The sequence below is a fragment of the Streptococcus parasanguinis genome, assembly GCF_901875555.1.
GTDB lineage: Bacteria > Bacillota > Bacilli > Lactobacillales > Streptococcaceae > Streptococcus > Streptococcus parasanguinis_H.
On record NZ_CABFMD010000031.1, the window covers coordinates 38,308 to 52,193 of the forward strand.

General features: G+C 42.8%; 18 protein-coding genes and 1 other annotated feature. Of the genes, 17 read left to right on the plus strand and 1 reads right to left on the minus strand.

Going from position 1 to position 13,886, the window contains the following annotated elements:
- The 9 genes from thrB to JX304_RS06410 all read left to right on the plus strand — a co-directional run bounded on the left by thrB (position 1) and on the right by JX304_RS06410 (position 7,997).
- Positions 1-867 (plus strand): homoserine kinase, encoded by an 867-nt coding sequence (gene thrB, locus JX304_RS06370; RefSeq protein WP_205011747.1) that lies wholly within the window; start codon positions 1-3, stop codon positions 865-867.
- 83 nt (positions 868-950) lie between these two features.
- Positions 951-1,931: a hypothetical protein gene (locus JX304_RS06375; RefSeq protein ID WP_205011748.1), complete on the plus strand. Its 981-nt coding sequence runs from the start codon at positions 951-953 to the stop codon at positions 1,929-1,931.
- A 119-nt stretch (positions 1,932-2,050) separates the two neighbouring features.
- Positions 2,051-2,947, plus strand: a complete 897-nt coding sequence (gene murB / locus JX304_RS06380) for a UDP-N-acetylmuramate dehydrogenase (RefSeq protein ID WP_205011749.1) — start codon at positions 2,051-2,053, stop codon at positions 2,945-2,947.
- Between the two features lie 203 nt (positions 2,948-3,150).
- Positions 3,151-4,308 (plus strand): ABC transporter ATP-binding protein, encoded by a 1,158-nt coding sequence (locus JX304_RS06385; protein ID WP_205011750.1) that lies wholly within the window; start codon positions 3,151-3,153, stop codon positions 4,306-4,308.
- Positions 4,289-5,095 carry an ABC transporter permease gene (locus tag JX304_RS06390; protein WP_205011751.1) on the plus strand — a complete coding sequence of 269 codons (807 nt, stop codon included), beginning with the start codon at positions 4,289-4,291 and terminating at the stop codon, positions 5,093-5,095. The genes JX304_RS06385 and JX304_RS06390 overlap by 20 nt, the downstream gene beginning before the upstream one ends.
- Positions 5,092-5,865 (plus strand): ABC transporter permease, encoded by a 774-nt coding sequence (locus JX304_RS06395; protein WP_205011752.1) that lies wholly within the window; start codon positions 5,092-5,094, stop codon positions 5,863-5,865. The genes JX304_RS06390 and JX304_RS06395 overlap by 4 nt, the downstream gene beginning before the upstream one ends.
- On the plus strand, positions 5,862-6,932 hold the full coding sequence (locus JX304_RS06400) for an ABC transporter substrate-binding protein (protein ID WP_205011753.1): 1,071 nt from the start codon (positions 5,862-5,864) through the stop codon (positions 6,930-6,932). The genes JX304_RS06395 and JX304_RS06400 overlap by 4 nt, the downstream gene beginning before the upstream one ends.
- 422 nt (positions 6,933-7,354) lie before the next feature.
- Positions 7,355-7,798, plus strand: coding sequence for a hypothetical protein (locus JX304_RS06405; protein ID WP_205011754.1), 444 nt, complete (start codon positions 7,355-7,357; stop codon positions 7,796-7,798).
- Positions 7,791-7,997 carry a hypothetical protein gene (locus JX304_RS06410; protein WP_205011864.1) on the plus strand — a complete coding sequence of 69 codons (207 nt, stop codon included), beginning with the start codon at positions 7,791-7,793 and terminating at the stop codon, positions 7,995-7,997. Before JX304_RS06405 ends, JX304_RS06410 begins: the two co-directional genes overlap by 8 nt.
- 19 nt (positions 7,998-8,016) lie before the next feature.
- On the opposite strand, the gene JX304_RS06415 is transcribed toward JX304_RS06410, so the two are convergent.
- On the minus strand, positions 8,017-8,451 hold the full coding sequence (locus JX304_RS06415; RefSeq protein ID WP_205011755.1) for a DUF6556 family protein: 435 nt from the start codon (positions 8,449-8,451) through the stop codon (positions 8,017-8,019).
- A 192-nt stretch (positions 8,452-8,643) separates the two neighbouring features.
- Between JX304_RS06415 and JX304_RS06420 the strand changes: the two genes are divergently transcribed.
- The 8 genes from JX304_RS06420 (at position 8,644) to JX304_RS06455 (ending at position 13,836) form a co-directional block, all read left to right on the plus strand.
- Positions 8,644-9,786 (plus strand): cysteine desulfurase family protein, encoded by a 1,143-nt coding sequence (locus JX304_RS06420; protein ID WP_205011756.1) that lies wholly within the window; start codon positions 8,644-8,646, stop codon positions 9,784-9,786.
- An 18-nt stretch (positions 9,787-9,804) separates the two neighbouring features.
- The gene (gene thiI, locus JX304_RS06425) at positions 9,805-11,025 is read left to right on the plus strand and encodes a tRNA uracil 4-sulfurtransferase ThiI (RefSeq protein WP_205011757.1); all 1,221 of its coding nucleotides are present in this window, start codon (positions 9,805-9,807) and stop codon (positions 11,023-11,025) included.
- A 52-nt stretch (positions 11,026-11,077) separates the two neighbouring features.
- Complete coding sequence (locus tag JX304_RS06430; protein WP_205011758.1) at positions 11,078-11,617, plus strand: membrane lipoprotein lipid attachment site-containing protein; 540 nt, start codon at positions 11,078-11,080, stop codon at positions 11,615-11,617.
- 134 nt (positions 11,618-11,751) lie between these two features.
- Positions 11,752-11,839 (plus strand) — a sequence feature (ribosomal protein L21 leader region).
- 34 nt (positions 11,840-11,873) lie between these two features.
- Complete coding sequence (rplU, locus tag JX304_RS06435) at positions 11,874-12,188, plus strand: 50S ribosomal protein L21 (RefSeq protein ID WP_003007734.1); 315 nt, start codon at positions 11,874-11,876, stop codon at positions 12,186-12,188.
- Between the two features lie 15 nt (positions 12,189-12,203).
- A complete protein-coding gene (locus JX304_RS06440; RefSeq protein WP_205011759.1) occupies positions 12,204-12,548 on the plus strand; it encodes a ribosomal-processing cysteine protease Prp in 345 nt (114 codons plus the stop codon).
- 16 nt (positions 12,549-12,564) lie between these two features.
- On the plus strand, positions 12,565-12,858 hold the full coding sequence (gene rpmA, locus JX304_RS06445; protein ID WP_003002805.1) for a 50S ribosomal protein L27: 294 nt from the start codon (positions 12,565-12,567) through the stop codon (positions 12,856-12,858).
- Positions 12,859-13,012: 154 nt separating this feature from the next.
- Positions 13,013-13,495, plus strand: coding sequence for a PTS sugar transporter subunit IIA (locus JX304_RS06450; protein WP_222935350.1), 483 nt, complete (start codon positions 13,013-13,015; stop codon positions 13,493-13,495).
- Between the two features lie 35 nt (positions 13,496-13,530).
- Entirely contained in the window at positions 13,531-13,836 is a 306-nt protein-coding gene (locus tag JX304_RS06455; protein ID WP_187540639.1) for a PTS sugar transporter subunit IIB, read from the plus strand.
- Positions 13,837-13,886: the final 50 nt, after the last annotated feature.

Consider the following 13,886-nt stretch of genomic DNA (forward strand, 5'->3'; position numbering starts at 1 on the left):
ATGAAGATTATTGTTCCAGCAACCAGTGCCAATGTCGGGCCAGGTTTTGATTCTGTTGGGATTGCCGTGACTCGCTATTTGACCATTGAAGTCCTTGAACCAGCAGATGCTTGGGTCATTGAGCATGATCTAGGAGCAGGGATTCCGACAGACGAGAAAAATCTCTTGCTTCAAACTGCACTGTCGATTGCTCCAGCTATTCAACCACATCATATCAAGATGCTAAGTCAAGTGCCTTTGGCGCGTGGTCTTGGTTCTTCTAGTTCTGTCATTGTCGCAGGAATTGAATTGGCCAACCAATTAGCTGATCTCAAGCTGTCAGATGCTGAGAAATTACGCATCGCGACCGAGATCGAAGGGCACCCGGATAACGTAGCACCAGCTATTTTTGGGAATTTAGTCATTGCCAGCTACATCGGTGAGGATGTCCAATATGTCACGGCTGACTTCCCAAGTTGTGACCTGGTCGCTTTTGTACCGAGCTACCAATTGAAGACCAGTGATAGTCGCAATGTCTTACCGAAAGAATGGTCTTATAAGGAAGCTGTTGCTGCTAGTAGTGTTGCCAACGTGGCTATCGCAGCTCTTCTCAAGGGAGATTTGCTGACGGCTGGTCGCTCCATTGAGTTAGATCATTTCCACGAGCGCTACCGTCAATCCTTGGTCAAAGAGTTCCCTCAGGTCAAAGAAGTCGCGCATGCGCATGGGGCTTACGCCACCTATCTGTCAGGAGCAGGTCCAACGATCATGAACCTTTTGGCACCGGAGCATACCGCAGCCTTTGTCGCAGCTCTCGAATATCTCAGGCTAGATGGTCAGATTTTCCAACTTAAAATCGACACATTTGGCGTTCGTGTCGAGAAATAAGACTGAATGTAACACAATTGAAAAAAGGATGTATACTTTTGTATATGTCCTTTTTGCTTCTCCTATGGTAGAATGGGGACTGTATGGGGAAAAGCTCAAGCTTTCCCGAAAATCTAGGGGGAAACATGAAACCAGAATATTTATATAGCATTGCTACCGATCTTGGTCTGCAATTTGATGGTGAAGCTCGTGTCATGTACGGGGAGCGTGAAGGCTTCTTGTTAGTCATCGAAGGAGCTCAAACCAAGAATGTATTTACCATTTCACTTAGTGTGAAACAAGGTTCCGAAGGAGACTTAATCGAAGACGGTGAGATTCTTTGGAACGAATTAAAAGAACAATCAAAAGCCATTAATGCCATTTCTTTTGATGGTTACTTGACCTCGATCGTCGTCAAAGGTGGGATGACCAAAGGGAAGGCTGTCGAAACCTTATGGACAGCTATCCAAGATATTGTTGATTTCTTACTCAACCACCAATTCGTGCAAGTGAATGCGGCAACGGGCGAGCAAGAACCGATCGGCCTCTATCAAATCGGTGATGCGATCTTTTTAATCGATGATACAACCTTTAGAGCCTACCAAGCAGAAGTGCAAGACACGGTGGAGGCTTATGAAGCGCGGGAAGAAAACTTCCTCTTAGGGATTGTAGGGGCCGTGATCGGTGTGATCATCGGTGGAGCGGTTGCCCTCTTAGTAGCGCGTCTCGGTTATGTGTCTGTTTTGGCAGGTGCAGCCCTCGGTTTTTGTACCATCAAGGGTTATGAGATTCTTGGTAAAAAATTGACTAAAAAAGGTGTGGTAGTTTCAGCAATTTTGATGGTCTTGACGGTCTTTTTGGTCAACCAATTAGATTATACTTTGGCGCTGATGAGTGAACTGGATTTGCCATTTGGTATGACCTGGACGCTTCTCAATGAAGCGACATTCCAAGGGGACGTCCCAGATAACTTTTACTTGAATCTAGCACTCTTAGCTGTCTTCACCCTTGGTGGTGCTTGGATTTCGGTCAAATCAGCTCTGGATGGACAAAAGAATCGTACCATCGCACGTAAAATTGCATAGTGAATGATAAAAGGAAGGCCTGAATATTATAGGCCTTCTTTTGTTTTTTAGGGTCGTAAAATAGTCAAAAATTTGGTATAATAGTTTGTATTTTATATAGAGAGAGAACAGACAGAAAGATGATTGAAGAAATGAATCAAATTCTTGAAGGGATTGATATCCGTTTTCAAGAACCATTAAAACATTATACCTATACAAAGGTTGGGGGAAATGCTGAATTTCTGGCCTTTCCTCGCAACCAATACGAATTAAAACGCATTGTACGCTTTGCGAACCAGGAGAATATTCCATGGATGGTCCTGGGGAATTCTTCTAATATTATTGTCCGAGATGGGGGTATTCCTGGTTTTGTTATTATGTTTGATCGCTTGCGAGATATCAGTGTGGATGGTTATGTGGTCGAAGCAGAAGCAGGGGCTAAACTCATCGACACCACCCATGTGGCCTTGCACCATAGTTTGAAAGGCTTAGAGTTTGCTAGTGGCATTCCAGGCAGTGTTGGTGGTGCTGTCTTTATGAATGCGGGAGCCTACGGAGGAGAGATTGCTCATGTCCTTGTATCCTGTAAGATACTGACCAAGGATGGAGAGATTGAAACCTTGTCGAGCAAGGAATTGGCCTTTGGTTATCGTCATTCCAAAATTCAAGAGATAGGTGCTGTGGTCATCTCAGCCAAATTTGCCTTGTCACCTGGTAATCACGAGCAAATTAAGCAAGAGATGGATCGTTTGACCCACCTGCGTCAATTGAAACAACCCCTCGAGTATCCTTCTTGTGGATCGGTCTTTAAGCGTCCAGTAGGTCATTTTGCAGGGCAATTGATCAGTGAAGCAGGGCTTAAGGGCTGCCGTATTGGTGGTGTGGAAGTGTCTGAAAAACACGCTGGCTTTATGATCAATGTGGAGAATGGAACAGCGAAAGATTATGAAGACTTGATCGCCCATGTGATTGAAGCAGTGGAAGCGAACTCAGGTGTCCGTCTAGAGCCAGAAGTTCGCATTATCGGTCAAAAATAAAGAGCCTACATGATAGGTTAGTACTAAGGTATCCGATTTACCTCAGAATGGAAAGGGGGTGAGTGCCTATCGATACCGTAAATAGGTGGGGCAGTCTTGTAAGTCCCCGAGAGGTATTGGTGGTCTGACAGATTTTCTGTCAGCCACTGCTTTCTGTATGGGAAGCAGTTTGGTATTTGTAGTAAAGAAGGAATTTATGTGAATTGAAAAAACCGATTATTGAGTTTAAAAATGTTTCAAAGGTCTTTGAAGATAGTGGTACCGTTGTCCTAAAGAATATCAACTTTGAGTTGGAAGAAGGGAAGTTCTATACCCTTCTTGGAGCATCTGGATCAGGAAAGTCTACGATTCTGAATATCATCGCTGGTCTCTTAGATGCGACCAGTGGGGATGTCTATCTTGATGGGGAACGGATTAATGATGTCCCAACCAACAAACGGGATGTCCACACCGTCTTTCAGTCCTATGCCCTATTTCCACACATGACGGTCTTTGAAAATGTGGCGTTTCCCCTTCGTTTGAAGAAGGTGGACAAGGCGGAGATTGAACGTCGTGTCTCAGAAGTCTTGAAAATGGTGCAGTTGGAAGGATTTGAGAAACGTTCGATCCAAAAACTGTCTGGTGGTCAACGCCAGCGGGTAGCCATTGCCCGGGCTATCATCAATGAACCGCGCGTGGTCCTTTTGGACGAACCCTTGTCAGCCCTTGACTTGAAACTGCGGACAGACATGCAGTATGAACTGCGGGAATTGCAACAACGCTTGGGCATTACCTTTGTCTTTGTGACCCATGACCAAGAAGAAGCCCTTGCCATGAGTGACTGGATCTTCGTCATGAATGAAGGAGAGATTGTCCAATCGGGAACTCCTGTAGATATCTATGATGAGCCGATCAACCACTTTGTAGCCACCTTTATCGGGGAGTCCAACATTCTAGATGGACGCATGATCGAGGACTACTTGGTTGAGTTCAATGGCAAACGCTTTGAAGCCGTGGACGGTGGGATGCGTCCTAATGAACCAGTCGAAGTGGTTATTCGACCAGAAGACTTGCAAATCACTCTTCCTGAAGAGGGCAAACTTCAAGTTAAGGTCGATACCCAGCTCTTCCGTGGGGTGCATTACGAAATTATCGCTTATGATGATTTGGGCAATGAGTGGATGATTCACTCGACTCGTAAGGCCATCGTGGGAGAAGTCATCGGGTTAGACTTTGAACCAGAAGACATCCACGTCATGCGTCTCAATGAAACCGAAGAAGAATTCGATGCGCGGATCGAAGAGTACGTTGAAGTGGAAGAGCAAGAAGCTGGTTTGATTAATGCCATTGAGGAGGAGAGAGATGAAGAAAACAACCTCTAATCTATTTATCCTCCCCTATTTCTTGTGGATTTTTCTCTTTGTCTTGGCTCCTGTTGTCATGATCATCTTTCAATCGTTTTTCAACGTTGAAGGGCAGTTTTCACTTGAAAACTACAAAGAGTTCTTTACTTCGCAAAATCTGACCTATTTAAAGATGAGCTTTAACTCTATCCTTTATGCCGGAATCGTCACCTTGGTGACGCTCTTGATCTCCTACCCGACTGCTTACTTTTTGACGCTGCTCAAACACCGGCAGTTGTGGTTGATGTTGATCGTCTTGCCAACCTGGGTCAATCTCTTGCTTAAGGCCTATGCCTTTATCGGTATCTTTGGTCAAAATGGCTCCATCAATAGCTTTTTAAGCTTTATCGGAATCGGTCCCCAGCAGATCCTCTTTACCGATTTCTCCTTTATCTTTGTAGCTAGCTACATCGAGTTGCCTTTCATGATCTTGCCGATCTTTAATGTCTTGGATGACTTAGATCCAAACTTGATCAATGCCAGCTATGATTTGGGAGCCAATCGTTGGGATACCTTCCGTCGTGTGGTCTTCCCCTTGTCCATGAATGGAGTCCGTTCAGGTGTGCAGTCTGTCTTTATTCCTAGTCTGAGTCTCTTCATGTTGACACGGATGATCGGTGGAAACCGCGTCATTACCTTAGGGACTGCGATTGAACAGCACTTCCTGACAACACAAAACTGGGGAATGGGTTCTACCATTGGAGTTGTTCTGATCCTTGCCATGCTCTTAACCATGTGGGCAACGAGAGAAAGGAGAGAACGATGAAAAAAGTATCTCATTTCTATCTAGGTTTCGTCTTTCTGATTCTCTATCTTCCTATCTTCTATTTGATCTTTTATGCCTTCAATAAAGGGGGAGATATGAATGCTTTCACTGGCTTTACCATGGAGCATTTCAAAGAGTTATTCGCGGATACTCGCTTGATGCTGATTCTGACAGAGACCTTCTTTTTAGCTTTCTTATCCGCCCTGATTGCGACAGTGATTGGGACCTTTGGAGCGATTTATATTTATCAATCCAAGAAAAAATTAGAAGGACCGTTGCTTTCCATCAACAATATCCTCATGGTAGCGCCAGACGTTATGATTGGGGCCAGCTTCTTGATTCTCTTTACGACGGTGAAGTACCAGCTAGGTTTCCTTTCTGTTCTGGCTAGTCACGTGGCCTTCTCGATTCCCATTGTGGTCTTGATGGTCTTGCCGCGCCTTAAGGAAATGAACCGGGATATGGTCAATGCAGCCTATGACTTGGGAGCTACCCAAGTGCAAATGCTCAAAGAGATTATGTTGCCTTATCTGACACCAGCCATTATAGCCGGCTACTTTATGGCCTTTACCTATTCTCTTGACGACTTTGCCGTGACCTTCTTTGTAACCGGAAATGGTTTTAGCACCTTGTCTGTAGAGATCTACTCACGTGCGCGTCAGGGAATTTCCCTCAGTATCAATGCCTTGTCAGCCCTTGTCTTTCTCTTTAGCGTGCTCTTGGTCATCGGTTATTACTTTATCACCCGCGAAAAGGAGGAAGCAGCATGAAAAAACTTTATTCATTCCTAACAGGGATTGTCCTTGTCATCCTGGTCCTCTGGGGAATTAGCCACCAGATCGAAGCCAGCATGAATACCAAGAACAGTGACAAGCTGGTCATCTACAACTGGGGAGATTATATCGATCCAGAATTGCTAACGGAATTCACCAAAGAGACAGGGATTCAAGTGCAATATGATACCTTTGATTCCAACGAAGCCATGTATACTAAGATCAAGCAAGGGGGAACCACCTACGATATTGCGATTCCTAGTGAATACATGATTGCTAAGATGATGGATGAGCATTTGATTGAAAAGTTGGACCAATCCAAGATCAAAGGGATGGAAAATATTGATCCAAAACTGTTGAACCAATCGTTTGATCCGGGTAACCAATATTCCGTTCCTTATTTCTGGGGTACCTTGGGGATCGTCTACAATACCAAGATGGTCAAAGAAGCTCCGGAACATTGGTCTGATCTCTGGCGTGAAGAGTACAAAAATGACATCATGATGTACGATGGTGCGCGTGAGGTGATGGGAATTGGTCTCAATACCTTGGGCTATAGTCTCAATGAAAAGGATCCCAAGAAATTGCAAGAGGCAGTAGATAAACTCTACACCTTGACGCCAAATATCAAAGCTTTGGTGGCCGATGAGATGAAAGGCTATATGATCCAAAACAATGCAGCTATTGGGGTTACCTTCTCAGGAGAAGCCAGCCAAATGCTGGATGCCAATAAGGATCTTCGCTATGTCGTTCCAACTGAAGCCAGCAACCTTTGGTTTGATAACATTGTCATTCCTAAAACGGTGAAGAATAAAGAAGCAGCATATGCCTTTATTAACTTCATGCTTCGTCCTAAAAATGCTTTGAAAAATGCTCTCTATGTCGGTTATTCAACACCAAATAAAGAAGCCAAAGCCATGTTGCCTGAAGATGTCCGAAATGACCAAGCCTTCTATCCAAGCGATGAAACACTGGACCATTTGGAAGTCTATCAACAATTAGGCAAGAAACTGCTTGGAGTCTATAACGATCTTTACCTTCAGGTCAAGATGTATCGAAAATAACACAAAAGGAACCTTCGGGTTCCTTTTTGATTGAAGATAAACTCCTCTTAGAAACTTTTCTTAAGTGAGTGCGGACGTCAGCGAACTTCGAAGAAGTTCCATGACTTAGTTTTGGACCTAAGGTTCCAAAACTCCCGAGTGCTAGAAACAATGGTGTTTCTAGCACTTTTCTCACAGCGGAAAGTTTCATTATATATTTAGATGCTCTACAAAAATGCTACATTTGAATTTTTAGCATCACTTAGGTGTTATTTGTAAAAAAGGATTATCTATATTCTAGCAGAACACCGCAGGTTCTTTTATGATTTCTGCATAAAGTCTCTAACTAGTGAGTTAGATTGAGATTCAAATGAAAGATGCTATAATAGTAAAGAAAGTGACTGGCCCATTCAGTCATGAAATGATTGATAGGAGAAAAAGAAATGAAAAGAAGAGTGGAATTATTTTTGATTATTCTGTTACCGGTCCTAGGACTCGTTTTTCTTGGAGGAAAAATCATGACCCTGACCAAAAGACCCGAACAGAAGGTAACGGCCTCATCTTCAAAGAAAGTCGAACAAAAATCAGAAGAAGAAATAAAAAAAGAACAAGTAGCCTATCTCAAAGAACACGAACAGAAGGTTGTTGATTTAGTCAAAGCACAAAATCCGAAAGTCGAATCCGTTCAGATTGATTGGGATCAGACACAATGGAGCGATGGCGGACTGACAACTCCTGAATATTATATGAATGTTTATGGATGTATAAATAATATTGAAGAATCGAGTTGGAGAGTAGATATCCCAATTAGTGAGGACAATACATTAAATTTAGATGAGATGTATCTAGGATCCGACATTAGAATAGGGGGTAGATTATTTGAGTAATTGGCATTTGAGCAGTTTTGACAATCTATATGCTTCATTAGCTGAATCAAGTTATCGTGATAGGCCCATGAACCTTCCATATAAGCAATTGGATCAAATCCAGGAAGAGCGCTCAACGCTCAAATGGGAGTATGACAATGAGATAGATGCTTTCTATAAACATCAGAAAAACTGGAATCGAAAGCCAAAAAAACAGTAAGGTTGCCCTTACTGTTTTTTTAGTTGGTTCCGGATGATGCTGTATCTGCGCCACTGTCTGTTGCGGTGGAACCTTGGTCTTGTGCTGCAGATGAACTGGTTTCTGTAGCGGATGAGCTATTGGTTTCTTTCTGAGAACTTGTTTCTGTATTGCTTGAATCGGTTTGCGTATTGGTATTAGCATCTGTATTGGTAGCGCTTGAGTCAGATCCCTTATCGTGGACCACGACGACGCTGGTGCTGCTAGATGGTTTGTCTTCTGTTTTTTGATTGTCTTTATTGAGCAGGCTCATAATCGTAAAGGAAGTGACGATAATCCCTAAAAGACTAGCAATCGTAGCTACAACCGTTTGAAATACGGATAGGCCTTGTTTGACTTTTTCACCACGTGAGGGTCTTGAATCTGTAGTATCTTCTGGTTTTTGGTTTTTGTTACTTCTTGAATAGTGTGACATGTTCTTTCTCTTTCTATCAAAAATTATTTTCTAATACTTTCTTATTATAAGTCATTTTCTGAAAAATGTCTAAAAAGAACTGAATTTTATGGAGTGATTTTACCTCATCTCTCTTTATCAAATCCTTGTCCCGAGCGGTTAGAAATGATAAAATAGAAGTTACGTAAAAAGAAAGTGATGGATGCGTAGGACATGATTTATTTTGACAATTCAGCAACGACCAAACCTTATCCAGAGGCCCTTGCGACTTATACAGAAGTAGCGACACGGATCTGGGGCAACCCTTCTAGTTTGCATAATCTAGGTAGTCAAGCGACTCGTATTTTAGAGGCTTCTAGAAAACAGATTGCGGAACTGATTGGGAAAAAAGCTGAGGAAATTTATTTCACGTCTGGTGGGACAGAAGGGGACAACTGGGTCCTCAAGGGTGTTGCCTTTGAGAAAGCCCCTTATGGCAAGCATATCATTGTCTCTGACATCGAGCATCCCGCTATCAAGGAGTCCGCTGCTTGGATAAAGACGCAGGGATTCGAAGTGGATTATGCTCCAGTGGATGCGCGTGGCTTTGTAAAAGTAGATGAACTGGCTCGTCTCCTTCGTCCAGATACGACCTTGGTTTCTGTTATGGCCGTCAACAATGAGATTGGCTCCATCCAGCCCATCCATGAAATTGCGGCTCTCCTAGAAGATCGCCCAACGATTAGTTTCCATGTCGATGCGGTTCAAGCTTTAGCCAAGGTAGCAACAGAGGTCTATCTACCAGAGCGCGTGGACTTTGCGACCTTCTCTAGTCACAAATTCCATGGTCTTCGTGGAGTTGGCTTTGTCTACATCAAAGAAGGCAAAAAGATCACACCCCTCTTAACGGGTGGAGGTCAAGAAAAAGAAATGCGCTCGACAACTGAGAACGTAGCAGGTATCGCAGCAACCGCAAAAGCCCTACGCTTAGCTATGGAAAATCAAGAAGCATTTGCTAGCAAGACCCAACAGATGAAAGAAGTGATCCGCAAAGAATTGGTTAACTATCCGGATGTCACTATCTTTTCTGGTGAAGATCACTTTGCGCCTCACATCTTGACTTTCGGGATCAAGGGAGTTCGTGGTGAAGTAGTGGTCCATGCCTTTGAAGAGTTTGATATTTATATCTCGACGACCAGTGCCTGCTCGTCCAAGGCTGGAAAACCAGCTGGTACCTTGATTGCTATGGGAGTGGACAAGAGCATTGCCCAGACAGCTGTTCGCTTGAGTCTCGATTTTGAAAATGACATGAGCCAAGTCGAGCAATTCTTGACCAAGTTCAAACTGATATATGAAAAAACACGAAAAGTACGTTAATTTTAGAAGGAAATCAATATGACCTTAACCTATTCAGAAATTATGATTCGCTATGGTGAGCTTTCTACTAAGGGAAAGAACCGGATGCGTTTCATCAATAAACTTCGCAATAATATCCAAGATGTTTTATCTATTTATCCGGCTGTCAAAGTGACAGCGGACCGCGATCGGGCCCATGCTTATCTACATGGGACGGATTATGAGCCGGTTGCAGAATCCCTCAAGCAAGTTTTTGGAATCCAAAATTTTTCACCTGTTTACAAGGTTGAAAAATCAGTCCCAGCCTTAAAAGCGGCAGTGCAAGAGATTATGAAGGAGATTTACGAGGACGGCTTGACCTTTAAAATCTCAAGTAAGCGTAGCGATCACACTTTTGAACTCGATAGCCGCGAGCTCAATCAAACTCTAGGTGGCGCTGTCTTTGAAGCGATCCCAACGATCCAGGCTCAGATGAAAAAGCCGGATATCAATCTGCAAGTCGAAATCCGAGAAGAAGCAGCCTACATCTCTTATGAAACCATCAAGGGGGCAGGTGGCCTTCCAGTTGGAACGTCTGGTAAGGGCATGCTCATGCTGTCCGGCGGGATCGACTCTCCTGTGGCTGGCTACCTAGCCTTAAAGCGTGGCGTGGATATCGAAGCGGTCCACTTTGCAAGTCCCCCTTATACAAGTCCTGGTGCGCTGAAAAAAGCGCAAGACCTAACCCGGAAGTTGACCAAGTTTGGCGGTAATATCCAATTTATCGAGGTACCCTTCACAGAGATCCAAGAGGAGATCAAGGCAAAAGCGCCAGAAGCTTACCTCATGACCTTGACCCGCCGCTTTATGATGCGCATCACGGACCGTATTCGCGAGGAAAGACATGGTCTCGTCATTATCAATGGTGAGAGCTTGGGACAAGTGGCTAGTCAAACCTTAGAGAGTATGCAGGCTATTAATGCAGTGACCAATACGCCGATCATTCGTCCAGTAATAACCATGGATAAGCTGGAGATCATTGACATTGCCCAAGAAATTGATACTTTTGAGATCTCGATTCAACCATTTGAAGATTGTTGTACGATTTTTGCTCCTGACCGTCCAAAGACCAATCCAAAACTGAAGAATGCGGAGCAGTATGAGCAACGCATGGATGTGGAAGCTTTGGTTGAGCGAGCTGTAGCAGGCATCATTGTAACAGAGATTACTCCAAAAGTGGAGAAAGACGAGGTTGATAACCTGATTGAGGACCTCTTATAATAGAGGCTGGGATGCTCCGGCCTCTTTTTATCACTGAATAGAAGGAAAGAAAATGAAAAAAATTATCGTGCTAATGACAAGTGTGCTTTTGTTGACTGGCTGTGTGAAGGTGTCATTTACTGGCCCAAAAAAAGAAGAGAAGACTAGCCAGTCGACCAGCAGTAAAAAAGAACCCCTCACATTTGTCAGAGCCGACCAGTATAAAGATCAGGACAACGAAGTTTTGGAAGCGTCTGAGAAATTTATCAAGGAACATCCAACCCTTGGAGAACCTGGGAAATTATTTGTCTTTTTCCCAGGTTATACCTTTGGAGATGAGGAAAACCGTTTAGCCTTGTTCTTTATTGTGAATCGCACCACCTCAACGATCGATCGTGATGGATCCTTTGTTCTAAATCTAGAATATGATGGAGAGCCACTTTTCAAAGATGTCACAGTGAACTATGAAGTGAGCGAATCAGGGGTGTTGAAACCCAATACCGCTGCCGCAATTCCAATCAAAATTACCAAGGAACAAGAAGAAAAAATGAAGGCTATGAATGATTCTTCAAAAGCCAAAATGAGTTTCAAAGACTTTAAATTCAAGGAATAAAGTAAGGTAGAGAGTCGTACTTTCAAAAAAACGTTAGGATAGAAGGGATTTTTTCTATGAAAATCCGTTTTCAGAGGCAAAAAGACTTGTCATTGTTGGATAGAAGTGTTATACTTATAAAGTTGACTATGCACATGCCTGTGCAACCGCTCGATCATCGTCGCTCATCCTTATGAGCTGAAGTGGTTCGTCCCACGATGCTAGGCGAGTCTTCACAAAAATACGGGGAAACCCAAAAATACATAGGAGGTGCATAATGAGCACATACGCAATCATTAAAACTGGCGGAAAACAAGTTAAAGTTGAAGTTGGTCAAGCAGTCTACGTTGAAAAATTGAACGTTGAAGCTGGTCAAGAAGTTACATTTAACGAAGTTGTTCTTGTTGGTGGTGAAAACACTGTTGTCGGAACTCCACTTGTTTCAGGAGCTACTGTTGTTGGAACTGTTGAAAAACAAGGAAAACAAAAGAAAGTTGTTACTTACAAGTACAAACCTAAAAAAGGTAGCCACCGTAAACAAGGTCACCGTCAACCTTACACTAAAGTTGTCATCAACGCTATCAACGCTTAATTTTTAGGAGAACACATGATACAGGCAGTCTTTGAGAGAGCCGAGGATGGCGAGCTGAGGAGTGCAGTGATCACTGGGCACGCTGGAAGCGGTGAATACGGCTTTGATGTCGTGTGTGCATCGGTTTCGACTCTAGCCATTAACTTTGTCAACTCTGTTGAGAAATTTGCGGGCTATGAACCGGACCTAGAATTAAACGAAGAAGAAGGTGGCTTTCTTCGGGTAACCATCCCGAATGAAATCCCACCCCATCAAAGAGAAATGACCCAATTATTCTTTGAATCATTTTTCTTAGGGATGGCCAACTTATCGGAGAACTCATCAGAGTTCGTCCAAACAAGAGTTATCACAGAAAACTAACTGGAGGAAAACAATTATGTTGAAATTGAATCTTGCTAACTTGCAACTTTTCGCCCACAAAAAAGGTGGAGGTTCTACATCAAACGGACGTGATTCACAAGCGAAACGTCTTGGAGCTAAAGCAGCTGATGGACAAACTGTAACAGGTGGATCTATCCTTTACCGTCAACGCGGTACTCACATCTACCCAGGTGTGAACGTTGGACGTGGTGGAGACGATACTTTGTTCGCAAAAGTTGAAGGCGTAGTACGCTTCGAACGTAAAGGTCGCGATAAAAAACAAGTTTCTGTTTACCCAATCGCAAAATAATAGATTTTATTCTATAGAAAGATGAGTCTTACAGGCTCGTCTTTTTTATGTTCAAAAATTCACTTTTTACATGCAAAATAATCAAAATTATATTGACAATAAGTTATTATAGTGATATACTCATAGTATAAACATTTGGAAAGATAAGGAGGTAATGAAAGTGGCTTTAAATCAGCTTTTTAGTAAAGATCTGGTATTTTGCTTACATGCTGACAATCAAGAAGATCTTTTCAATCAAGTAGCAAGTCTCCTCGAAGAGAGAAAAATTGTTGCTTCAACTTATCGTTCTGCTTTGTTAGAGCGTGAAAAGTCATTCCCAACAGGGTTGGATATGGGATTTCTGGGTAAGGATTTACCAAATGTAGCCATTCCTCACACGGATATCGTTCATAATCTCACGGAGAATGTGGTTGTAGTTCGTTTGGATCAGCCAGTGACTTTTCATAATATGATCGCTCCGGATCAAGAAGTAGAAGTTTCGCTCTTATTCTTTATTATCAATAATTCGAGCTCGAGCCAGACCAATATCCTGGCCCAATTGATGGATTTCTTTACATCAAACGGCAATTTGGAAGCTTTATCGAAACTGGATAGTGAAGAAAAACTCTACGACTATATCACGGAATCGATTTCCTAAAACATTCGTAAATATTTATAATGGAGGACATCCAAATGATTAAAATTTTAGCTGCCTGTGGTGCAGGCGTCAACTCTAGCCACCAAATCAAGAACGCGGTTGAAGAAGAATTGTCAAACCGTGGTTATGATGTGCATTGCGATGCGGTCATGGTCAAAGATGTCAATGAAGATTTGATTTCTGGTTATGATATCTTTACTCCAATCGCTGCAACTGATTTAGGATTTGATCCTGGTATTCCAGTGATTGAAGCAGGTCCAATTTTGTTCCGTATTCCTGCAATGAGTGCACCAGTCTTTGATAGCATCGAAGCAGCCATTAAAGAACATGGATTACATTGATATTTTTTTAGATGTATTTGTAAACGCTATCCAATAATATTCTTGGATGC

Excerpts from the sequence above, each read along its gene's own strand:
- JX304_RS06390 (WP_205011751.1), top strand. The coding sequence starts at position 4,289 with ATGAAGAAAACAACCTCTAATCTATTTATCCTCCCCTATTTCTTGTGG.
- rplU (WP_003007734.1), top strand. The coding sequence starts at position 11,874 with ATGAGCACATACGCAATCATTAAAACTGGCGGAAAACAAGTTAAAGTT.
- JX304_RS06375 (WP_205011748.1), top strand. The coding sequence starts at position 951 with ATGGGGAAAAGCTCAAGCTTTCCCGAAAATCTAGGGGGAAACATGAAA.
- JX304_RS06415 (WP_205011755.1), bottom strand. The coding sequence starts at position 8,451 with ATGTCACACTATTCAAGAAGTAACAAAAACCAAAAACCAGAAGATACT.
- JX304_RS06405 (WP_205011754.1), top strand. The coding sequence starts at position 7,355 with ATGAAAAGAAGAGTGGAATTATTTTTGATTATTCTGTTACCGGTCCTA.
- JX304_RS06420 (WP_205011756.1), top strand. The coding sequence starts at position 8,644 with ATGATTTATTTTGACAATTCAGCAACGACCAAACCTTATCCAGAGGCC.
- murB (WP_205011749.1), top strand. The coding sequence starts at position 2,051 with ATGATTGAAGAAATGAATCAAATTCTTGAAGGGATTGATATCCGTTTT.
- JX304_RS06440 (WP_205011759.1), top strand. The coding sequence starts at position 12,204 with ATGATACAGGCAGTCTTTGAGAGAGCCGAGGATGGCGAGCTGAGGAGT.
- thrB (WP_205011747.1), top strand. The coding sequence starts at position 1 with ATGAAGATTATTGTTCCAGCAACCAGTGCCAATGTCGGGCCAGGTTTT.
- JX304_RS06400 (WP_205011753.1), top strand. The coding sequence starts at position 5,862 with ATGAAAAAACTTTATTCATTCCTAACAGGGATTGTCCTTGTCATCCTG.
- thiI (WP_205011757.1), top strand. The coding sequence starts at position 9,805 with ATGACCTTAACCTATTCAGAAATTATGATTCGCTATGGTGAGCTTTCT.
- rpmA (WP_003002805.1), top strand. The coding sequence starts at position 12,565 with ATGTTGAAATTGAATCTTGCTAACTTGCAACTTTTCGCCCACAAAAAA.
- JX304_RS06395 (WP_205011752.1), top strand. The coding sequence starts at position 5,092 with ATGAAAAAAGTATCTCATTTCTATCTAGGTTTCGTCTTTCTGATTCTC.
- JX304_RS06455 (WP_187540639.1), top strand. The coding sequence starts at position 13,531 with ATGATTAAAATTTTAGCTGCCTGTGGTGCAGGCGTCAACTCTAGCCAC.
- JX304_RS06450 (WP_222935350.1), top strand. The coding sequence starts at position 13,013 with ATGAAAGTGGCTTTAAATCAGCTTTTTAGTAAAGATCTGGTATTTTGC.
- JX304_RS06430 (WP_205011758.1), top strand. The coding sequence starts at position 11,078 with ATGAAAAAAATTATCGTGCTAATGACAAGTGTGCTTTTGTTGACTGGC.